Source organism: Aeromonas sp. 603404 (assembly GCF_049171775.1).
GTDB lineage: Bacteria > Pseudomonadota > Gammaproteobacteria > Enterobacterales > Aeromonadaceae > Aeromonas > Aeromonas veronii_A.
Genome location: NZ_JAAKPE010000006.1, coordinates 115,328 through 136,352, shown reverse-complemented (window position 1 = coordinate 136,352; position 21,025 = coordinate 115,328). Strand labels below are relative to the sequence as shown.

The window sequence follows — 21,025 nt, the reverse complement described above, 5'->3', positions numbered from 1 at the left end:
GGGAAAGAAGAAAGCGAGGCCAAAGCCTCGCTTGATAATTCAATCAGTTGCTACAACCTGTCACATCAACACTGAATGCAGCGGCTGAAGTGGCCTCATTGTATTTAACTTGGCAATTAGCGTTATTGCCAGCCGCCTTGGGCTTGAAGGTCCCTTTGGATGCAGATACTTCATCCCACCCATCTAAAGTAACGGCGTTTGCAATGGTACCTACTGTCGGATAGCCATACTTGGCATCGACGGTAGTGCCAGCAACAGAGACTGCCGAAGAAGAGTTTTCAATACCTTGGATAGCCGCCTTACTGTAAATCATCTGAGCCGCACTCTGTAGTGATGCTTTGACCCCATCAGCAGCTGCTTTACGCGCATCATCCTGCAGATTCAGGAACTTGGGTGCAGCGGTGACCGCCAGAATCCCCAGAATAATGATCACGATAACCAGTTCGATCAGGGTAAAACCCGCCTGTTTTTTCATTTCACTTTCCTCTGTCAATTGATGTTGGTAGTCACCTGACCGGACGCCGGACGGTAACTGAAACTCATGAATGCATCAGTACTGCCTTGCGGATCCTGATACTTGCCATCGCTGCCCTTACTCAAACTATTGACCAGATAGTAACGACAGACCGAATCCAGTCCATTACTGCTCACAGTGGCATAGTATTTCAGGTCATTGCCGCTACCGCGTACTTCATTGAAGTTGGCCGTAGCCTTGGGCGGGTTTTGCAGCAACCCCTCCCAAATCTTGAGACAACGCTCTGCGCTCAGATTGGCCGGATCCACATCCGGATTGCCGCTAGCCGCAGTATCCATGGGATAGCCGGGAGACAACTCGCCGTTGCTGATCTGGGCATCGGTCGGCGTGGTCAGATAGAAGCGGCTGCCGTCATAGAGCACGGTATTGAGGCTATCCTGTTTGGCGCGCCCTTCCGCTTCCCACTGGGCCCGCACTAGCGACACTCCTGTTGCAAAACCACCCGAGACGCCCTCGACGCTGGCCTTTTTCGCCTCGTCGGTTACATCCAGAAAACGGGGCAATGCTGTTACCGCCAGGATCCCCAGGATCACGATAACGATCACCAGCTCAATCAGGGAGAAGCCGGCGGTCACTCTTGTCATCCCGTTATTTGGCATTGATGGTGCCATTGGTTTCATTTTCATGCTCCCTTGGTAATGGCCGATATTATTTCATGCAGACCTAAAAAAATCATGTAGTTGGGTCATATGATTAGCCTCATTCAAGGCTTTTTAATCACTCGCCCGTCGGAAAACAGATAAACCAGCCAATAACCATCCCACCCCATCTCGCACCCGCTGCCATCGGGGCGGGCCAGAAACTGCAAGGGTGGCATGCCCCCCTCCGTCTCTCCCACCAACGCCAGCCACAACTGACGACAATTTTCTGATGGTGATTGCAGGGGCAACAGTCCGAGTGGCCAGCCACGCTCATCAAATTGCCAACCATGACCCGCGCTATGCAGGGTGTCGGGGCGCCGTTCATTCAGCCAGATCCCGTGCAAACGCTGTGCCCGCTCCGCAAATTGCTCTCCCAGCAGGGTGAGCGAAAGCTGTTGCGCCTCCTCCCGGTTGATCTGATAGCTGCGCACCAGGGTCGTGACGATCACCATCAGCAGGATTATCACGGCGATCCGCCGATATCCGGCCAGCCAGCGATCATCCTGTTGTGTCTGTCTGTTCATCCACTCCTCGACTCCCTCGCCCTATTGCCTCTTACGACGCTCATCATGCCCAGCCACTCAGGTGTGAAGATGCCGAGTTACTTGCTACGAACCACTCACATCCCGCTCGCATCATGTCCCACCATTCTGGCGTGAAGATACGGGGTTACTTGCCTCTTACGGCCCTCATCATGTCCCACATAGGCGTGAAGATACCCAGCGCCAGGATCAACACCATTACTGCCACGATCCCGATCAGGATCGGCTCGATGCGGGCGGTGAGACTCTTGAGGTCATAATCCACCTCGCGCTCGTAATACTCGGCCGCTTCGTGCAGCAGGTCATCGACCTGACCGGTCTCCTCACCCACGGCGATCATCTGCATCACCAGCGGGGTGAACAGGCCGCTGCTGCTGGCGGTGCGAAGCAGGCTCTCGCCCCGCTCGATACCGGCGCGCATATCCCGTACCCGCCCCGCCATATAGGCGTTATCCACCGCATCGGCCACCAGGGTCAGCGCGGTGTTCAGCGGCACCCCTGCCTTGAGCATCATGGAAAAACTGCGGGCAAAACGGGCCAGCAGGGAGCGCTCTATGATGGTGCCGACGATCGGCAACTTGAGCTGCCAGCGGTGCCAGGTCAGCTTGCCCTTGGTGGTGGCGACCCAGCGGCGCCAACCGAACACCATCCCCGCCAGAATAGCGAGCAGCAGCCACCAGTAGTTGACAAAAAAGTGCGAGGTGGCGAGCAGAATGCGGGTCGCCAGCGGCAACTCCACCCCGAATTTGGCGAACATGCCGGCAAACACCGGGATCACCATGATATTGAGGATCACCATGGCGATACCGATGGCGATCATCACGAAGCTGGGGTAGCGCATCGCGGTCTTGATCCGCTTGCGAGTCTCCAGCTCCAGCTCGAAATAGTTGGCGAGCTGCAAAAAGGACTCTTCCAGCTGACCTGTGTTCTCACCCACATGGATGATGGCGACGAACAGGCTGCTGAATACCTTGGGGTGCGCCTGCATCGAGCTGGAGAGCGGGCGACCGTTGCCAAGATCTTCCCCCAGCGAGTGAAGCGCCCGCTTGAGCGGCTTGCTGTGGGTACTCTCCTCCAACCCGGCGATGGCACGCAGGATCGGGATCCCGGCCCGGGTCAGGGCATACATCTGGCGGCTGAAGATCACCAGCTCATCCAGCTTGACGCCACCTTCCAGCAACAGTGACCAGTCGATGGCGGCGGACTTGGCCTTGCCCGGTTTGAGCTCGGTGGGCATCACACCACGGCGCATCAGCTGCTCGGCGGCCGCCATCTCGTTGGCCGCTTCGACCACGCCACTGGTGGCGTTGCCCTGGCTGTCACGCCCCTTGTAAGCAAAGTTAGCCATCGCTTACCCCAAATCCTCGGCCAGTCGCAACACCTCATCCACCGAGGTGATCCCCTGACGGGCATAATCGAGGGCAGTGAGGGCCAGCGGCCGGTAGTGTTCGTGTTGACGGGCCGCCTTGGCGAACCCTTCCGCATCGTTGCGGCGCAGGGCATCCATCATCGGCTGATCCAGCTCCAGTAGCTCGTAGACCCCGATCCGGCCGGAATAACCGGTAAAGTTGCAGCTCTGGCAACCCCGGCCCTTGTGATAGGTATGCTGGCCAGGCGCCTCGCCGGAAAGCACGGTGAGCCAGGTGGCCTGCCCTTCGTCGGGCGCCTTCTCCTCGACGCAGTGCTCACATACCCGCCGCACCAGCCGCTGGGCGACCACAGCCCGCAGGGCACTCGCCACCAGATAGCCGGGCGCCCCCATGTCGATAAGGCGCAAGGCACTGGTCACCGCATCGTTGGTGTGCAGGGTGGTCAGCACCAGGTGACCGGTGATGGCGCCACGCAGGCCGATCTCCACCGTCTCGTTGTCACGCATCTCACCCACCAGCAGGATGTCCGGATCCTGACGCAGGGTAGAACGCAACACGTGGGAAAAGGTGAGACCGATCTTGGGATTGACCTGCACCTGGCTGATACGGGGCAAACGATACTCCACCGGATCTTCGACCGTGATGATCTTGTTGCTGGACTGGTTGAGCTCGGAGAGAGCGCCATAGAGGGTGGTGGTCTTGCCGCTACCGGTGGGGCCGGTCACCAGGATCATGCCGTGCGGGCGTTTGAGCTGACGACGGAAACGGGTCAGGATCTCCGGCGGCATGCCGGTCTCGGTCAGCGACAGGATGCCGGAGGATTGATCCAGCAGACGCATCACCACAGACTCGCCATACTGCACCGGCATGGTGGACATCCGCACATCCACATCACGGCCGCGCACCTTCATGTTGAAACGGCCATCCTGCGGCAAGCGCTTCTCGGAGATATCGAGCCCGGCCACCAGCTTGAGACGCAGCACCAGCGCCTGGGCGATGCGCACCTCGTTGAGGATATTCTCGTGGAGGATGCCGTCGATCCGCTGGCGAATGCGCAGCACCTTCTCGTCCGGCTCGATGTGGATATCCGACGCTCCCACCTGCACCGCATCCTCGAACAGGGAGCGCAGCAGCTTGGCCACCGTCGCCTCCCCCTCGTCATTGGCCCCCAGATTACCTGAACCCAACTCGAAGCCGGAGTCCTGATACTCCTCCTGCAGCTGTTCGGCGAAGCTCTCAATCTCGCGGGTGCGGCGATAGAGGCGGTCAAAATAGTCCAGCAACTGCCCTTCCCGCGCGACCGCCAGCACCATCTCCCGCGGGCTCAGCAAGGCAGCAATGGCATCCAGCGCACTCAAGTCCGCCGGATCCGACATGGCTACCGTCACCTTGTCGTCGGTAAGGTTGACCGCCAGCGCCCGATAACGGCGCGCCTGCACTTCGGGCAGCAGCGGCACCGCGGCGGCATCGATGGTGAGGTTATTGAGATCGAAGAAGGGTACATCCAGCTGGCGAGCGAGGAACTGCAGCAGCTGTACCTCGCTGATAAAGCCGAGGTCAATCAGAGTGGTGCCCAGTTTGCGTCCGGTCTGACGCTGCTGCTGCAGGGCAAGCTGCAACTGATCATCAGAGATGATCTGCTCCTGAACCAGCAGGTCGCCGAGGCGCATTTTCAGTCTGGGTTGTGCCATGTTTGCTCCGATATCTGTTACTTCACACCCGTTGCCGCATCCGATGAGGCTTCGCTCATCGAATCTGCGTTTATCAAGGGGTTAGTTGGCCAATTCGTTGTTCCAGCCAGTTGGTCGACGCCTCGCCGAGATTGCCGTGCAGCAGGGCGTTGCGATAGGCATCGAGTGCCCGCTGGCTGTGCCCCTGACCATCCTCGGCGACACCGAGACCAAGCCACCAGCGGCCCTGATCCGGCTGCTGGCGCAGCAGCTTCACATAGAGCGCCGCCGCATCGGCATTTTGACCCAGCTCCTGGGTCAGACCCGCCCAAGTGGCGTAATAGTCCAGGTTGCTGGCAAGATCAGGTTGATAACCGGACAACCAGCCAAGCGCCTGCTGTTGCTGCCCCTCGTTGATGGCAAGACGGGCCAGCAGCAGACGAAAATCGGCCTGTTGGGGATCGAGCCGGATCCCCTCCTCCAGCAGCTGGCGCGCCTCGGTCAGGCGCCCCTCGCCGTAGAGCAACCCCGCCAGTTGCTCGCGCGCCCCCTGGTTATAGGGGTCGTGGGCCAGCACCTGATAGTAGTTGTCCTGCGCATCCCGCAGGCTTCCCTTGGCCATGGCGGTCGTCGCCTTGCGCTCCGCCAGTGCCGCCAGCTCCTTGGCCGACAGCTCGACCGTCTCGATCTTCAATATGCCCGGTTTACGCGGGGCGCTGGCGACAGCCTGCTGCTCTGCCGCCAGTTCGGCGTAGAGCTCGGGCTGCAGCTCTTCATCGGTCGGCTCCGAATCGTCAACATCGCTGGAGGCATCAAAGGGGGCACCATCGGCCATCTCTCCCTCTACCTGCCCGCCAGCGGTATCAGCCACTCTCTCATCCCCACCCGGCAACGGCAGCGCAGCGGCCACTGCGACCGGCTCGGGCGGATTGACTGGCTCGGCGGCCCGTGTCACCACATCGGGAACCACCACTTCGCTGGCGGCGACGACAGGGTGTGTCTGCTGCCAGTAGATCCAGGTGCGCCAACCGAGGATCCCCAATGCCAGACCACAGATCAGGGTCAGCAGCAACATCCACCACCCCTGCTGGCGCGCAGGGGCAATATAGACGGCAGTTCCCTCGGCGCCTTGCTGGCGCCGATCCAGATCTTTCAGCATCTGGTTGATAACGCTCATGGCCAGACTCCATAAGCCAGGGCGCACCCCAGCAACAGTAACAGTAACAGGGGCCACCAGCGCAATGGCGCAAAGCGGCTGGCATCGTCGGTATCGCGAATGGCGAGCCTCACCAGACGGCTATCGATCCGGCGCCTCCCCTGACCGTAGGCCAGCATCAGGCACTTGTGCGCCAGGATGTTGATAAGTCTCGGGATCCCTCGCGAGGCCCGCCACAGCATCCGCATGGCGCGGCCGGCAAACAGTGGTGCCCCGCGGTAGCCGGAGACCTGCAATCTGTGCTCCAGATAGGCGCGGGTCTCGTCAAAGCGCAGCGGGCGCAGGCAGTATGAAAAGCCGATCCGCTGGCGCAGTTGGCGCAGGTGGGGCCTGGCCAGTCTGATATCCAGCTCCGGCTGGCCGAACAGCACAATCTGCAGCAGCTTGCTCGATTCGGTCTCGAGATTGCCAAACAGGCGAATCGCCTCCAGAGTCTCGTCAGGCAGCGCCTGGGCCTCATCGATCAGCACCACCACCCGACTGCCCTGCTGGTGCAGGCTGATCAGGTGACGATGGATGCGATCGGTAAGATCCAGCTCACTCTGCTCCCGCACCGACAACCCCAGTTCCAGCGCCAGCGCTGTGCGCAGCTCGGCCGGGCTGAGGTGGGGATTGGGCAACCAGGCGAGCCGCACCGGGAACTCTTCCGAGCCCAGCTCGCTCAGCAGTTTTCGGCAGAGCAGGGTCTTGCCGGTACCCACCTCGCCGGTCACCTTGATAAATCCCTCCCCTTGCGCCAGCGCCCAATTGAGCACCTGTTGCGCCTCCTCGTGAGGGGGCAGGCCGTAGTAGAAGCCGGTATTGGGGGTGAGGCCGAACGGCGCCTCCTGCAGGCCGAAGTGGCTCAGGTACATGGGCGCTCACCAGCCAGTACGGGGAACCTGCGACCGCGAGCCTCGGCCCGCAGTACGGCGGAATGGAAAGATGCCAATCGCCAGCTCATGGCTTACCCCTTCGCCGGATACCACTTGTCGAGCAGATCTGCGGAACGCTGCAGCTCGTTTTGCCAGGTATCTTTCTCCACCACGGTCGGTTTGAGCATGATCACCAGCTCCACCTTCTTGGTGCTCTCGCGACGATTGGTAAAGGCTTCGCCCACCCAGGGAATATCTCCCAGCAGCGGCACCTTGCTGACGATCTCCTGCTTGTCGGTCTTCATCAGACCACCGATGACGATAATGTCGCCGTTATTGGCCTGCACCACGGTATCGGACTCGCGGATCGAGCTCTTGGCGAGCGGCAGCTCCAGCGGTTTGGCGGTACCGACGTTGATGGTCTTCTTCTGCTCTTCTGTGTCGATAACGGAAGGGTGGATATGGAGCAGCACCTTGCCCTCTTCATCGATTTGCGGCGTTACGTCCAGCGCAATACCGGAGAAGAAGGGGGTCAGCTCCACATTGGGGGTCACGATAGGTTCGGCCGTGCCGGTCGAGGTCACCGTAGTGGTCGAGGCATTGGTGACGAAATATTCGTCCGTCCCCACCTTGATCACCGCCTTCTGGTTGTTGGTCGCAGTGACCCTCGGGCTGGAGAGGGTATTCACATCGCCCTGGGTCTTGAGCAGGTTGACCGCCACCTCGAAGTTGCCATCAGAGATCGTGAAACCGGCGCCGCCGCCCAGCGCACTGAAGATCTGGTTGGGGGTGGTGGGCAGCTGGGTCTTGGCAAGTGACTGGCCGCCGGTAATACCCTTGCCGCCATCCCAACTGGCGGAGAGACCGCTCCAGTCAACCCCCTGCTCATACCCTTCGTTGAGGGCGACTTCGATGATCCGCGCCTCCAGCACCACCTGGCGCTTGAGGTGACTCTCGGATTGATTGAGGAATTCACGTACCGCCTTGAGCTCCTTCGGATAGGCGCGAATAGTGACCAGACCCGCCTGCGGGCTGGTAATCACGGCGCGACCATCACCCGTGCCAATCAGGGTCTGCAGGGAGTCGCGCAGATCGGTCCAGTAGTCGCTGTTGGTGTCAGTCTCGATCCGGGTACCGTTGCTGTTGTCACCGCTCGAGTTGTTGCTGGAGGAGCTGTTGCTGCCGCTGTTGTTGGACGCGCTGTCGAAACTGCTGTTATTGCTGCCATTGTTGTTGTCATTGGCAGTCACCCCGCCGGTGCTGACCGAGGTGCGGGATAGGCCACGGCGGGACATCATCAGATAGTTGACCGGAATGGTTTCGGTGCGCAGACCCGCCGGATAGATGTGGAAGACATTGCCCTTGCGCTGCACGTCGAAGCCATACATGTCACCTACCACCGCCAGCACCTCCGGCAGGGTCACATCCTTGAGCTCGACCGAGACCAGCCCGGCCACCCCGGGATGAACCGCCACGCTGTAGCGGGAGCCCTTGAACAGGGAACCGAAAAACTCCACCGCCTCCACGTCGTGAGCCGCGATGCGCAGCCGCTTCTCCGGCATGCCGACCGGCATCTGCGGCCGGTTCAGCTGCAGCAATTCACTCTGCACCGATTTGGGCAAGGCGGTCAGCGGGGCAGCCTGCTTCTGCTGTTCGTTCATGGCCTGTTTGAGAGCATCCTTGGCCTGGGTCGGCTCGGGGTGCTGATACGTGGTACAGCCTGCGGCCATCATGGCCATGGTGATCAGACAGAGACGGTGTTTTTTCATGTAATTAGAGCACCCTGACTTGCAATTAAACTCGATAAAGCCGCTCCACCTCTCGAAAGGCAAGCACGACTCAAACCCGGATCTTGCTGGCAAAGAGTGTGACCGCGTGGCGTTTGCCCGCCTTTTCCAGCACCACGGCATCTGCCGTGATGGCCACCAGCGTATAGCCATCCACCTGTTGCCCGACCCGATAACTCTTGCCATTGAGCACCGCCAGCGCCGGGCCATTGCCCAGCACCACACTCTGCAGCTTCGGTAAACCGGTGTTGCTCTCGCCGGTCGCACGGGCGCCAATCGCCACATCCGCCAGCGGTGCGGTGGGATCCTGCAATACCTCGACCTGCTCCGCCTTTACCAGCACGCTGAACAGGCAACAGCACAACGCAAGCACTCTAGCCACGGATAAACTCCTTGCTGGTACTCAGGGTGTAGATCTCCATCTCCACCACCGCGCCGGGATAGGATTTGACCCGGTAGTCGAACTGCTTCCAGTAGAAGTGGCGCGGCAAGGCTTCCAGCGCTTTGAGATATTGATAAACATCGAAATAGCCGCCTTCAAGCTGAAGCCGGATACCATGTTTGTAGAGATTGACCTTCTGTTCTCCCGCCATCAGCGGGGTCGGCTCCAGCGAACTGAGCGCCAGCATGTGAAGGTTGGCGGAGCGGGAGAGCAGCGCCTCCAGCACCTGCGGCATCTCGTGCGCCGGGATCAGATCGACGGTCTGGGCCTTCAGCTCATCGTCGATCCGGGCCAGATCCGCTTCGACCTGCGCCAGCTGGTCGCGAACGCCCTGATTGGGATCCCGCTTGAGCCGAGCCTGTTTGCCGAGGTTCTCCAGCTCCATGATTTCGAGGTCGCGCTCGGCGGCGCTCAGGGCCATGCGATCCTGCTGCAGGCGGGTATCGGCGCCATCGAGCCAACCGTAGATGCTGCCAGCGCCCAGCAAAACCAGACCGGTAAGCAGGATCAACACCCGCTCCCGCTGGCTCAACCGGGCGATACGCTGGCCCCACGCCTGCCATTGTGCTTTCAGGTTCATCAGGGTTTCTCCCGCGCGATGCCGCTCAACTGGAAGGTCAGACGACCCTCCTCGTCACGGCCGAGGGTCAGTTCACCAAACTCCTTGCCTACCAGACTCGGGGTCTGCTTGAAGCGGTTGACCCAGGCCGGCACATCCTGACTGCGTCCGGCAAAACCGGAGAGGTTGATCCGCCCTTCGTTGATCTCGATGCGCTGCAACGAGAGGTTGCTGCTGCGAATGCGGGAGAGATCCGCCATCACGCTGGCATAGCCCTGGGATTTTTGCAGAGACAGGCTACCGAGCTGACGCATCAGCCCCTGCTTGGCGGTCAGCTCATCCCGTTTATTGACCAGTTGCTGTTGCAGCCGGGGATCCGCCTGATGGCGCGCAAGCTCGGCATCGAGGCGTCTGGCCTCGCTGCGCTTGAGCTCCAGCTCGGCGGTGCGTTGCGCTAGCGCCCGGCTGACCTGTTGCTGCTGCCAGCTGTAACCGATAGCCGTCAGCAGGATCAGCAACAGCGCAACACCCCATACCAACGCCATCTGATTGAGGCTGGCCCACTGCCGCTTGGGACGAAACTCGGCACCATAGAGGTTTATCTGACGTTTCATCACGCATCCTCCCCGATGGCGGCTGCGTAGGCAGAAAGGTATTCGACGCCAGCCAGCAACATTGTCTTGTTGACCATGGCAGCAAGGGGGAATAACACTCTCATTGATCATCCCCCAATGCGGCAGCATAAGCCGAGAGGTATTCGACGCCGGCCAGCACCGCCTTGTTGGCCATGGCGGAGACGGCAAAGCCGAAGGTCTGCTCCATGTGACGCACCAGGGTACCGATAAAGGGCGAAGCGACGGCAAACTGCATCTGCCCCAGCTCGGGCAATTTGAGCTGGCCCGCCAGATAGTCGAGGGAGCGCTGGATCTCCAGCGCCAGTGAATCGAGCAGCATGGCGTCAGGCTCATGTTCGCCGGTCAGGCTGGTGAAACCGCGCAGCTGGCGGGAGAAGCAGAGCCCCCCCTGATGGAAGACCAGCAGTTGCAGATCCTGCCCCTTGGGCTGCCACAGCAGCATGCGCACAGTGTCATCCGCTTCATAGAGAGAGGTGAGCGCCAGCTCGTCGCTGATGATGGATTGCAGGGTGGCGATGCCGTTGATGGCATCGGCCAGCTGTTGCACCCGGCTCTTGGGCAGGCAGATCACATTGATGCGCGGACGACCGGCAGGCGGGGTGGGCAAGTCCACATAATCCATCGCCAGTTGCAGCACGGGTTCGCTGACATAGTCCTTGATGGCCCAGGGGAGCGCCCCCGCCATCTCGGCGTCAGGCACGGCAGGCTTGTCGATCTGGATCTGTTGATAAAGGCTGGCGGCGAGGGCTACCCGCACTTTAGACTTGGCCAGCCCATAACGGCTGAACAGCTCGTTCATGGCCACAGCCCACTCCTGTGGGCCGTTGATGGTGCGCATCGCGAAGACGGGGGGATTGCCCACTGCAGCCAGCATGATCCTGTCATTGGCCAACAAGAGCCCGACCTGGCGGCTTGGCGTCGACCGTCTGAACAGTTTTTTCATGTAAGCCCGCCCATCAATAGTGATTAAATGTATGAAATATTAACATAAACAGCAGATTAGCCTCTATATAAAAGACGGACTCACCATTGCAAGCCAGCCTTCCAGCCGAGCCAGAGGGGTCAGCTATCCTGCCCTCCCCCCTGCACCCCCTCCACCACCCGTTGCTGACCCGCTACGGCGTCGAACTCTGGTGCAAGCGGGATGATCTGATCCATCCGACCATCTCCGGCAACAAGTGGCGCAAGCTCAAATACCACCTGCTTCATGCCAGAGAGCACGGCAAACGGCATCTACTCTCGTTTGGCGGCGCCTACTCCAATCACATCCATGCACTGGCAGCAGCAGGGTGCCAATCTGGCCTTCGAACTACCGGTATCATACGGGGCGAATCTGATGCCGTCAGCAATACCACCCTGAGGGATGCCAGACGCTGGGGTATGGATCTCGTTTTCGTCGACCGCCAGAGTTACCGCCGTCGCCAGGATCCCGACTGGCTGGCCCAATTCGATGCACCCGATACCCTGATCGTGCCGGAAGGGGGCAGCAGCCCGCTGGCTATCCCCGGGGTTGCCGAACTGGTCGGCGAGGTACCCTTCTCGCCGGATCTCTGGGTACTGCCCTGTGCCAGCGGCGGCACCCTGGTGGGCCTAATCGCTGGCAAACAGGACCGGGAGCAGATCCTCGCCATTGCGGTACTGAAAGGAGGCGGCTTTATCGCTGACGAGGTGTGTCGCCTCCATCCCGCTGCCGCCAGCATCCCCGGCTGGCGGGTCGCACTCGATCACCACGATGGTGGCTACGCCAAATTCAGCCCGGCCCTCTGGCAGTGGGTTCAAGATTTCAGCGCCGAAACAGGTCTGCCTTTGGAGCCCATCTACAGCGGCAAGGCGATGTGGGGGCTGTTTCGCGAGCTGGCTGCGGGCCGCATCGCCCCCGGCAGCAAGATTGTCTTTATCCATACCGGCGGCATGCAGGGATTGGCCGGACTGCGGGAGCAGGGGCGACTGTGAGCCCCGCCTGACGGCAACCGAAAACGAGAGAGGGTCGCCCCACGACGACCCTCTCTCATTTATCTCAATCACCACCCGGCTCCAGCACCAACCGGCGTGGTTCGGCAAACCAGGGCCCCTGCCCGGCATGCACCCCGAGGTGGCGCAGCATCTTCCACTCATCGCCACTCTCTACCCCCACCGCCAGCACCCGGGTACGGGTATTGGCGCAGCCCCCCACCAGACTGCGGACCGCCATCTGGTTCACCTGTCGGGCGTGAATCTCCCGCACCAGGCTGGGGTGCAGCTTGAGGAAGTTGATCTCGAACTCCTTGATGTACTGGGTGCTCACCACATCCTGGCCAGCATGATCGATGGCCAGCTGGCAGCCCAGCATCCGCAGGGAGCGCAGCGGCCGCTTGAGTGCTTCGAAGTGGCGTGTTACCTGAGCCTCCGAGAGCTGGAGGATCAACCGCTCGTTGGTGCTGCGCGGCAGCTGGAACAGGGCGAAGAAGAGCCAGCGCTGGAACTCGCGGTTGAGCAGACTCTGGGCACTCAGGGTCAGAGTGATGGGACAGCTCTGCTCGGAACGCTGGCGCAGCAACACCAGCGTTTGCTCCGCCACCAGCCGATCCAGTTGCAGCAGCAGGCCCACCTTCTCCGCCATTGGCATAAAGATCCCAGCTTGCAGTTCCCGCCCCTGCTCATCGTGGATATAGGTGAGCAGATCCTGCTGCAGTACCACCTGATCCCGATCCTGCTGGACCGGTTGGGTATAAAAATCGATCCCCTGCTCTTCAAGACGGCGACTGATGAGGGTGCGCCAGCGCACCGTCCCCTTGCTGCTCTGCTCCTCGTCCAGCTGCTTCTCGTAGAGGAACCAGCCGTTGTGCCCCTGCAGACGTGCACTCTTGAGGGCCAGCTCGGCCTCCTCCTGCACCTTGAGCAGAGTGTCTTGCGCCTGGTAGCAGACAGCCCCGATATAGATGGCCGTCTCCGGATTGACCTGCTGCGGCCAGTGTAGCCGTTGCAGACTCTTGAGCAGCTGGCTGGCACTGTCCACCATCTCGCTCTCCGACATGTTGGGCAACAATACCGCAAAGACATGTCCGGCATAACGAGCCTGCAAGGCACCGTTATGCTTGCGCACAAAAGCACTGATCACGGCGCTCGCCTCCAGCAGCAGATCATGCCCCTGCAGCTCGAACTGCTCCGCTTCCAGCTCTTCCAGACAGGCGAGTTCAATCAGCAAGACACCGCCACTCATCACGCTCGCCTCCATGATAGCGCTCTCGAGCCGGTTATCGAAGAAGAGGCGGTTGCCGATGCCGGTCATCTTGTCGACGAAGGCGTTGCTGCGAATGAAGTTGTCGAAGCGGCTGCGCTCCTTGCGGGCATCCGCCAGCTCGGCGAGCAGATGATCGAGGGCCTGACTGGCGGCCACCGGCCACTCTTCGGCGGGGTCATGGCTTAGTTTGGAGAGCTTGTCATCGAGGATCAGCTGGGCGCGAATGCCCAGCAGCTCGGCGCCGCGCAACTGCTGACGCAACCAGCGGATGGAGTACCAGAGACCGAACACCACGATGAAGATCCCGAACGAGATGCCCGACATCGCCTTGATGGAGTACTCCGCCTCCTTGAAGGGGCGCTCCAGCTTGAAGCTGGCCTGCATGCCAGCCTGATGGGGCAGCGGATGGCTGTATGGCACCAGCAGCGGTTCATCAACCGGACGCTGTACGTCACGGAACCAGTAGACCCGCTGGTCATTCTGGCGCACCTCCAGCTCCACCACATGAGCCGCCCGCAGCAAGGTGGGCAACCAGCGGCTCATATCCTCCATACCGTGAGCAACGTCGAGTTGCTTGTCGATCACCTCGACCAGCGCATCGACCTTCTTTTGCTGCAACTCCATGCCCAGCTCGCGAAAGCTGAACACCCCGCCAATCAGCACGGTCGCCATGGCAGCGATCACGCACAAGGTAATAAACGAGACAAGATGTGTTGTGAGTTTCATGTGCCTTTCCGTGTGCCCGGCATCATCCATTGGAGTTCATGGTAGCAGTGGCGCTGTGGCCATCACTATGGACGGGGATCCCGCTTCTGTAATTTAAGCGGGGCAGCATACCCAAAGCAGCGGGAGAATACCAAGGAAGGTACACAGGTGGAGCAGGGGAAGATAGCAGACAGAAAAATGGTCCCTCAAAAGGGACCAAAAGGAACACTCATATCAAAACTAACACTCTGTGCTACTGACAAAAAACAGATACAGGAGTATTGAACACACGGTGAGTCAAACCGCAGGGGTACTCTAAAGCAGTTCGGATAAGTTGAGCAATTGTCATTTATGACAGGTCAGCGATTGAATCTTTTCAAGGTTAATAATAAAAACATTTAAAATCATACATTTAAAAAATCATCCAATAAGTGTGACAAGTAGATCTCAAATTGATTGTACTAATGCACTATGATGGCTTGACCCATTTGTGTCTCGTGAAACTGGCAGGCGCCCTTGTTACGCATCCCCCCCCTCTGGATCACTGTACTGCTACTGCTCTTGCCCATCCTGGCAAGCCAGTCCGTCGGTCTGTGGCTAACAAAACCGATGGCCAACCACCTGCTTGAGCAGAAGGTGGCCGAGATAAAGCGAGCCATGGCGATACGCCATCACACGCTGGACAAGGCCATGAGCGAGCAGCTGACGCTGTTTGATTTCGATTGTGGTGCCAACGACATGGCACTGCTGCGGGATCCCCGCTTTTACAACACCCATATTCGTCTGCAGGGGCTGGAACTGGCATCAGGGAAAAGCTGCTCAAGCCTGGGTGTGGGTATTTCGCTCATCAAAAACGCCAACCAGGATGGCACCCTCCCCGACAAACTGGGGCTGACTGCTACAACGGCCAGTTTCAATACGGAACAGGAGATGGTTGCCTACTACAAAAACGGCGGCAACATTGCCTACTGGGTGCTCGATAACAGCTGGAGCCACGATCTGCTACAGCTCCCCTGCAGTGACTGTTTCTATCTGGAGTTCAGCCAGCGGGATCCCGCAGCGATGACCCCCCGCTTCCCGCGCGGTGACCGGACCATCAAGCTGGAAGAGGGCAGCCGCAGCCTGAGCTTCTTTGATCAGGACAAACTGACCCGACAAACCATCTGGGCCGGTTCTGCACTGGACCTGTATGCTCGCGAGCAAGTCAGACGAATCGCACTCTGGAGCGGCACTATCCTGGGCCTGCTGCTGGTGACCGCTTACTGGTCGCTGCGAAACTATCGCCGCTCGCTCAAGGGGCTATTGCAGGCCGGATTGGTGCGCCAGGAGTTCATCCCCTTCTATCAACCCGTGGTGGATCTTCGAACCTGGCAGGTTGCCGGTTTTGAGGCGCTGCTACGCTGGCAACGTGGACACGAGCTGATCCCCCCGAGCGCTTTCATCGAATATGCTGAAGATCAGGGACTTATCCTGCCTATCACCAGGCAGTTGCTGGAGCAGGTGATCACGGATCTGCCGCTGTTGCCACCAGAGCAGTGGATCAGTGTCAATCTGATGGCCACCCATATCGAACAACCCTTGCTGCGCAACATGTTGAGTGAACACCATAACCCTTCGCCCGAGCGCCTTACCTTCGAGCTGACAGAACGCAAGCCGATCCTCGACATCAAAGCCGCTACCGAGGAGATCACCCTGTTGCAGCAGATGGGATATCACTTCAAACTGGATGATTTCGGTACCGGCTACGGTGGTTTTGCCTACCTGCAGAGCCTCGGGATCCGCCAGATCAAGATCGACAAGATGTTCGTCGATACCATAGGCACCAACGACCTCAAACGCAGCGTGCTGGATGCCATCATCACGTTTGGCCTGGAATCAGGCATGGAGATGATTGCGGAAGGGGTTGAGACGCGGGAACAGGTTGATTACTTGCGGCAACACGGCGTCTATCTGATCCAGGGTTACGTCTTTGGCAGGCCCATGGCGCTGGCAGATCTTGCCATCTGGCAGCAGACGTGGCCTCCACAATATTCGCAAGAGAGCTGACACCGATATTGCACAGGCCAGCGCTGGCAGGGCTCCCCCCACCGGGAGCACACGCACCCTTTTGCACAGAGGCTGACACTCCCACAGCCTCTGCCACGACCTGGCTCATCGCCCTTGAACCACCATTTACATTCAGCAACAAAATGATCTGCCCCTGAGAGGATGGAACCCTTATCATAAGCATTCGGCTACCGTGAGCACCTTCACGCACGCCTCCCATCAATCCCTGTCGGCCAGCGCCGTCCCGAGATGAGAACCATTGCCAATGAAGACATTTATCCGGCAAGAGATTGCCCTGCCCGTCGGCCTGCTGACCCTGCTCTTTTTCAAGACGATCGGGAGCGACCTGCTGACAGAGACAACTCCGCTCGGGATCTATCTTCCGGTTTCGGCAGCACTACTGGCCATCGTCACCTGGGCTATCTTCTCGGTGGTGCGCCACTCCGATGCCCTCGCCATCAAGCTGGGCGAGCCCTTCGGCACCCTGATCCTCACCCTCTCGGTCATCTCGCTGGAGGTGGTGATGATCTCTTCGGTGATGCTGACCGGTGAGCCTAACCCCACCATGGCCCGCGATACCATGTTTGCAGTAGTGATGCTGGTGAGTACCGGTCTGGTGGGCTTCACCCTGCTGTTTGGCGGCTGGCGCTACCACACCCAGAGCTTTAATCTGGACGGGGTCAAATCCTATCTGGTGGCCATCATCCCGCTGGCCCTGCTCTGTCTGGTGCTGCCCAACTTCACCGAGGGCGGTGCAATCGGCAGTATGTCGCGCGCCATGTCGTGGATGCTGATCATCATCTCGATCCTGCTCTACGGGGTCTTTCTGCTGATCCAGACCCGCAGCCACAGCCACTTCTTCGTCGACAGCGATCACGAGGATTACGAGGAGCACCACGGCCCGCTGCAGAGCAACGTCTATCACACCATCCTGCTGCTCGCCTACCTGCTGGTAGTGATCCTGCTGGCCAAGACCCTGGCCATCCCCATCAACTACGGGGTGCATGTGATGGACGCGCCCGCCGCACTGGGCGGCTTTATCGTCGCCTGCATCGTGCTGGCTCCCGAAGCAGTCGGCGCCATCAAAGCCGCCTTCAACAACCAGTTGCAGCGAGCAATGAACCTCTACTTCGGCTCGGTGCTGGCCACCATCGCCCTCACCGTACCTGCCGTGCTCTTTATCGGCTCCATGCTGGGTCAGGAGGTACGCCTCGGCCTCTCCCCCGCCGATATGGTGCTGCTGGTCACGACCCTGATGGTCTGTAAAGTGACCTTCAGCAGCGGCCGCACCAATGTGCTCCATGGTGCGACCCATCTGGTGTTGTTCGTGGTCTATCTGTTCCTGATGTTCGAACACGAATAACCGCGTTCAACCAACGTCAGAAACGCAAAGACCGCCCGATTGGGCGGTCTTTTGTTATCTGCTCCCGGCGGTCACCGGCGCCACTGAAGCGGCTTCCCCCTCATCCCCAACCCCTCTCCCGCCAGGAGAGAAGGGGGATCAAGGCTTACAGGCTGGGCAGTACCCCGACCGGGATCAGGTCGTTGTAGCTGGCACGGCCCAGCAGGGCGGCGGCCGCTTCGATATCCGGCGCGAAGTACCTGTCCTTGTCGTAGAAGCTTACCTCTGCCCGCAGTCGTCCCTTGGCCAGCTCGATCAGCTCGGTACTGCGCAGCGGCGCGCGGAAATCGAGCCCCTGTGCCGCCGCCAGCAGTTCGACTGCCAGAATGCCGCGGGTATTCTCGGCCATGTCAGCCAATCGACGACCGGCGAAGGTCGCCATGGAGACGTGATCCTCCTGATTGGCGGAAGTGGGCAAACTATCCACCGAGGCGGGATGGGCCAGGGTCTTGTTCTCGGAGGCGAGCGCCGCCGAGGTGACCTGAGCGATCATAAAGCCCGAATTCACTCCGCCGTTGTTGACCAGAAACGCCGGCAGACCGGACATCCGCGAGTCGATCAGCAGTGCCATTCGCCGCTCGGAGAGGGAACCTATCTCGGCGATGGCCAGCGCCAGATTATCGGCCGCAAAGGCCACCGGCTCGGCGTGGAAGTTGCCGCCGGAGATTATCTCCTCATCATCGGCAAACACCAGCGGGTTGTCGGAGACCGCGTTGGCCTCGCACACCAGCACCTCGGCGGCCTGACGGATCTGGGTCAGGCAGGCCCCCATCACCTGCGGCTGGCAGCGCAATGAGTAGGGATCCTGCACCTTTTCGCAGTTGTGATGGGACATGCCGATCTCGCTGCCATCCACCAGCAGGTGGCGATAGCAGGCGGCCGCATCGATCTGGCCACGCTGACCGCGCACTTCGTGGATGCGGGCATCGAACGGCCGGCGGCTGCCAAGGGCGGCCTCCACGCTCATGGCACCTATGGTGATGGCACCGGCGTAGAGATCCTCGGCATGGAACAGCCCTTCCAGCGCAAAGGCGGTGCTCGCCTGGGTGCCGTTGAGCAGGGCCAATCCTTCTTTGGGTGCCAGCGCGATAGGCTCGAGCCCGGCAATTTTCAGCGCAGTAGCGGCGTCGATCAGCTCGCCCTTGTGGCGGGCTTTGCCCTCCCCGATCAGCAGGCAGCTCATATGGGCCAGCGGCGCCAGATCGCCGGAGGCACCGACGGATCCCTTCTTCGGCACCACCGGATAGACTTCGGCGTTGATGAGGGTCATCAGGGCCTCAAGCACCGTCAGCCGGATGCCGGAGAAGCCCCGCGCCAACGAGTTGAGCTTGAGCACCATCATCAGCCGCACGGTGGCGTCATCCATGTACTCGCCAATCCCTGCCGCGTGGGAAAGCACGATGGAACGCTGCAACTCGTCCAGCTGCTCCACCGGAATGCGGGTGTTGGCCAACAGGCCAAAGCCGGTGTTGATGCCATACACCACCCGGTTCTGCTCGATCACCTTGGTAACCACAGCAGCTGAGGCGTGGATCCCCGGCAGCGCGGCCGGATCCAGTGAAACATGTACCGGCTCGCGGCTGACGCGGCGCAGGGTGGCAAGATCCAGCTCGCCCGGAGTAATAGTCAATTCAAACATGGTGTTACACCTTTCCTTTGACACCGTTGGCGCCGTCAATCATCGGCAGATCCAGTTTCGCCTCATGGGCACAGTTGATGGCAATCTCGTAGCCGGCATCCGCGTGGCGCATCACCCCGGTGGCCGGATCGTTGCGCAGCACCCGACCGACGCGCTTGGCAGCGTCATCGGAACCATCGCAGACGATCACCACGCCGGAGTGCTGGGAGAAGCCCATTCCGACCCCGCCGCCGTGGTGCAGCGACACCCAGGTCGCGCCGCCAGCGGTGTTGAGCAGGGCGTTGAGCAGCGGCCAGTCGGAGACGGTATCGGAGCCATCCATCATCGACTCGGTCTCGCGGTTCGGGCTCGCCACCGAGCCGGAATCCAGATGGTCGCGGCCGATGACGATGGGGGCTTTCAGCTCGCCGTTTTTCACCATCTCGTTGAAGGCCAGACCGAGGCGTACCCGATCCTTGACCCCGACCCAGCAGATCCGAGCCGGTAGCCCCTGAAACGCGATGCGCTCGCGGGCCATGTCGAGCCAGTTGTGCAGGTGAGGATCGTCGGGGATCAGCTCTTTCACCTTCTGATCGGTCTTGTAGATATCTTCCGGATCGCCGGAAAGGGCCACCCAGCGGAACGGGCCTATCCCCTCGCAGAACAGCGGGCGGATATAGGCGGGGACGAAGCCGGGGAAGTCGAAGGCGTTCGCCACCCCCTCCTCCAGCGCCATCTGGCGGATGTTGTTACCGTAATCGAGAGTCGCCGCGCCGCGCTCCTGCAGGGTCAGCATCGCCTCCACCTGGCGGGCCATGGAGCGACGAGCGGCCAGATTAACCTCCTGCGGGGCACTCTGCTGCAGCTCGCGCCACTTGGCCACGCTCCAGCCCTGCGGCAGGTAGCCGTGCACCGGGTCGTGGGCGGAGGTCTGGTCGGTCACCACGTCCGGGGTGATGCCACGGGCCACCAGTTCGGCGAACACGTCGGCGGCGTTGCCGAGCAGACCGACGGAGATGGCGCTACCGCTCTGCTTGGCCTCCTCGACCATGGCCAGCGCCTCATCCAGGCTGTGAGCCTTCTTGTCCACATAACGGGTGCGCAGACGAAAATCGATGCGGGTCTCGTCGCACTCCACCGCGATCATCGAGAAGCCGGCCATGGTGGCGGCCAGCGGCTGGGCGCCGCCCATGCCGCCGAGACCACCGGTCAGGATCCAGCGGCCCGCAGGCGAGCCGTTGAAGTGCTGATTGGCCACCGCAAAGAAGGTCTCGTAGGTGCCCTGCACGATCCCCTGGGTACCAATGTAGATCCAGGAGCCCGCGGTCATCTGGCCGTACATCATCAAGCCCTTCTTATCGAGCTCGTTGAAGTGCTCCCAGTTGGCCCAGTGCGGCACCAGATTGGAGTTGGCGATCAGCACCCGCGGCGCATCCCTGTGGGTCTGGAACACCCCGACCGGCTTGCCGGATTGCACCAGCAGGGTCTGATCCTCCTCGAGCCGGGTCAGCACCTCGACGATCTTGTCAAAGCAGGCCCAGTTGCGCGCGGCGCGACCGATGCCGCCATAGACCACCAGCGACTGGGGATGCTCGGCCACCTCGGGGTCCAGGTTGTTCATCAGCATCCGCAGCGGCGCTTCGGTGAGCCAGCTCTTGGCGGTCAGTTCGGTGCCGCGCGGGGCACGGATCACGCGGTTAGGATCATGACGGGGATCCTGCTGTTGCACAGACATACACACTCCTTGTTGTATCAATAGGGTGCCTTCGGCGACGGGCGGCCA

At 60.5% G+C, this 21,025-nt stretch carries 18 protein-coding genes; 3 read left to right on the top strand and 15 right to left on the bottom strand.

The window, feature by feature from the left end; genetic code table 11:
• Nucleotides 1-43: 43 nt before the first annotated feature.
• From G5306_RS10640 to G5306_RS10585, 12 genes are all read right to left on the bottom strand, one after another.
• Nucleotides 44-475, bottom strand: coding sequence for a prepilin-type N-terminal cleavage/methylation domain-containing protein (locus G5306_RS10640; RefSeq protein ID WP_106844143.1), 432 nt, complete (start codon nt 473-475; stop codon nt 44-46).
• 14 nt (nt 476-489) lie between these two features.
• Nucleotides 490-1,161, bottom strand: a complete 672-nt coding sequence (locus tag G5306_RS10635; RefSeq protein WP_106844142.1) for a prepilin-type N-terminal cleavage/methylation domain-containing protein — start codon at nt 1,159-1,161, stop codon at nt 490-492.
• 77 nt (nt 1,162-1,238) lie between these two features.
• Nucleotides 1,239-1,700: a hypothetical protein gene (locus tag G5306_RS10630; RefSeq protein ID WP_128834793.1), complete on the bottom strand. Its 462-nt coding sequence runs from the start codon at nt 1,698-1,700 to the stop codon at nt 1,239-1,241.
• A 145-nt stretch (nt 1,701-1,845) separates the two neighbouring features.
• Nucleotides 1,846-3,066: a type II secretion system F family protein gene (locus G5306_RS10625; protein ID WP_005340027.1), complete on the bottom strand. Its 1,221-nt coding sequence runs from the start codon at nt 3,064-3,066 to the stop codon at nt 1,846-1,848.
• Between the two features lie 3 nt (nt 3,067-3,069).
• Complete coding sequence (gene mshE / locus G5306_RS10620; RefSeq protein WP_106844139.1) at nt 3,070-4,779, bottom strand: MSHA fimbrial ATPase MshE; 1,710 nt, start codon at nt 4,777-4,779, stop codon at nt 3,070-3,072.
• A gap of 73 nt (nt 4,780-4,852) precedes the next feature.
• A complete protein-coding gene (locus tag G5306_RS10615; protein ID WP_266134568.1) occupies nt 4,853-5,935 on the bottom strand; it encodes a tetratricopeptide repeat protein in 1,083 nt (360 codons plus the stop codon).
• A complete protein-coding gene (locus tag G5306_RS10610) occupies nt 5,932-6,828 on the bottom strand; it encodes an ExeA family protein (RefSeq protein ID WP_421312846.1) in 897 nt (298 codons plus the stop codon). Before G5306_RS10610 ends, G5306_RS10615 begins: the two co-directional genes overlap by 4 nt.
• Nucleotides 6,829-6,920: 92 nt before the next feature.
• A complete protein-coding gene (gene mshL / locus G5306_RS10605; protein WP_216952745.1) occupies nt 6,921-8,597 on the bottom strand; it encodes a pilus (MSHA type) biogenesis protein MshL in 1,677 nt (558 codons plus the stop codon).
• Nucleotides 8,598-8,667: 70 nt separating this feature from the next.
• Nucleotides 8,668-8,997: a SctD/MshK family protein gene (locus G5306_RS10600; RefSeq protein ID WP_421312845.1), complete on the bottom strand. Its 330-nt coding sequence runs from the start codon at nt 8,995-8,997 to the stop codon at nt 8,668-8,670.
• On the bottom strand, nt 8,990-9,637 hold the full coding sequence (pilO, locus tag G5306_RS10595) for a type 4a pilus biogenesis protein PilO (RefSeq protein ID WP_106844135.1): 648 nt from the start codon (nt 9,635-9,637) through the stop codon (nt 8,990-8,992). The genes G5306_RS10600 and pilO overlap by 8 nt, the downstream gene beginning before the upstream one ends.
• Complete coding sequence (locus G5306_RS10590) at nt 9,637-10,230, bottom strand: PilN domain-containing protein (protein WP_128834786.1); 594 nt, start codon at nt 10,228-10,230, stop codon at nt 9,637-9,639. The genes pilO and G5306_RS10590 overlap by 1 nt, the downstream gene beginning before the upstream one ends.
• Before the next feature lie 100 nt (nt 10,231-10,330).
• Nucleotides 10,331-11,194 carry an MSHA biogenesis protein MshI gene (locus tag G5306_RS10585; protein WP_421208890.1) on the bottom strand — a complete coding sequence of 288 codons (864 nt, stop codon included), beginning with the start codon at nt 11,192-11,194 and terminating at the stop codon, nt 10,331-10,333.
• Nucleotides 11,195-11,280: 86 nt separating this feature from the next.
• Here G5306_RS10585 and G5306_RS10580 point away from each other — a divergent pair, with 86 nt between their 5' ends.
• Nucleotides 11,281-12,204, top strand: a complete 924-nt coding sequence (locus G5306_RS10580) for a 1-aminocyclopropane-1-carboxylate deaminase/D-cysteine desulfhydrase (protein WP_421312844.1) — start codon at nt 11,281-11,283, stop codon at nt 12,202-12,204.
• A gap of 64 nt (nt 12,205-12,268) precedes the next feature.
• On the opposite strand, the gene G5306_RS10575 is transcribed toward G5306_RS10580, so the two are convergent.
• On the bottom strand, nt 12,269-14,197 hold the full coding sequence (locus G5306_RS10575; protein ID WP_421312843.1) for an EAL domain-containing protein: 1,929 nt from the start codon (nt 14,195-14,197) through the stop codon (nt 12,269-12,271).
• Nucleotides 14,198-14,692: 495 nt separating this feature from the next.
• Here G5306_RS10575 and G5306_RS10570 point away from each other — a divergent pair, with 495 nt between their 5' ends.
• Nucleotides 14,693-16,222, top strand: a complete 1,530-nt coding sequence (locus G5306_RS10570; protein WP_421312842.1) for an EAL domain-containing protein — start codon at nt 14,693-14,695, stop codon at nt 16,220-16,222.
• 265 nt (nt 16,223-16,487) lie between these two features.
• Nucleotides 16,488-17,585, top strand: a complete 1,098-nt coding sequence (locus tag G5306_RS10565; RefSeq protein ID WP_266134562.1) for a calcium:proton antiporter — start codon at nt 16,488-16,490, stop codon at nt 17,583-17,585.
• A gap of 145 nt (nt 17,586-17,730) precedes the next feature.
• Here G5306_RS10565 and hutH read toward each other — a convergent pair whose 3' ends face one another.
• Together hutH and hutU are read right to left on the bottom strand one after the other, a co-directional pair.
• Nucleotides 17,731-19,263 carry a histidine ammonia-lyase gene (gene hutH, locus G5306_RS10560; RefSeq protein WP_421312841.1) on the bottom strand — a complete coding sequence of 511 codons (1,533 nt, stop codon included), beginning with the start codon at nt 19,261-19,263 and terminating at the stop codon, nt 17,731-17,733.
• Nucleotides 19,264-19,267: 4 nt separating this feature from the next.
• Nucleotides 19,268-20,977 (bottom strand): urocanate hydratase, encoded by a 1,710-nt coding sequence (gene hutU, locus G5306_RS10555; protein WP_421312840.1) that lies wholly within the window; start codon nt 20,975-20,977, stop codon nt 19,268-19,270.
• Nucleotides 20,978-21,025: the final 48 nt, after the last annotated feature.

Coding starts and splice junctions, on each gene's coding strand:
- G5306_RS10640 (WP_106844143.1), bottom strand. CDS start 475: ATGAAAAAACAGGCGGGTTTTACCCTGATCGAACTGGTTATCGTGATC.
- G5306_RS10635 (WP_106844142.1), bottom strand. CDS start 1,161: ATGAAAATGAAACCAATGGCACCATCAATGCCAAATAACGGGATGACA.
- G5306_RS10630 (WP_128834793.1), bottom strand. CDS start 1,700: ATGAACAGACAGACACAACAGGATGATCGCTGGCTGGCCGGATATCGG.
- G5306_RS10625 (WP_005340027.1), bottom strand. CDS start 3,066: ATGGCTAACTTTGCTTACAAGGGGCGTGACAGCCAGGGCAACGCCACC.
- mshE (WP_106844139.1), bottom strand. CDS start 4,779: ATGGCACAACCCAGACTGAAAATGCGCCTCGGCGACCTGCTGGTTCAG.
- G5306_RS10615 (WP_266134568.1), bottom strand. CDS start 5,935: ATGAGCGTTATCAACCAGATGCTGAAAGATCTGGATCGGCGCCAGCAA.
- G5306_RS10610 (WP_421312846.1), bottom strand. CDS start 6,828: ATGTACCTGAGCCACTTCGGCCTGCAGGAGGCGCCGTTCGGCCTCACC.
- mshL (WP_216952745.1), bottom strand. CDS start 8,597: ATGAAAAAACACCGTCTCTGTCTGATCACCATGGCCATGATGGCCGCA.
- pilO (WP_106844135.1), bottom strand. CDS start 9,637: ATGAACCTGAAAGCACAATGGCAGGCGTGGGGCCAGCGTATCGCCCGG.
- G5306_RS10590 (WP_128834786.1), bottom strand. CDS start 10,230: ATGAAACGTCAGATAAACCTCTATGGTGCCGAGTTTCGTCCCAAGCGG.
- G5306_RS10585 (WP_421208890.1), bottom strand. CDS start 11,194: ATGAAAAAACTGTTCAGACGGTCGACGCCAAGCCGCCAGGTCGGGCTC.
- G5306_RS10575 (WP_421312843.1), bottom strand. CDS start 14,197: ATGAAACTCACAACACATCTTGTCTCGTTTATTACCTTGTGCGTGATC.
- G5306_RS10565 (WP_266134562.1), top strand. CDS start 16,488: ATGAAGACATTTATCCGGCAAGAGATTGCCCTGCCCGTCGGCCTGCTG.
- hutH (WP_421312841.1), bottom strand. CDS start 19,263: ATGTTTGAATTGACTATTACTCCGGGCGAGCTGGATCTTGCCACCCTG.
- hutU (WP_421312840.1), bottom strand. CDS start 20,977: ATGTCTGTGCAACAGCAGGATCCCCGTCATGATCCTAACCGCGTGATC.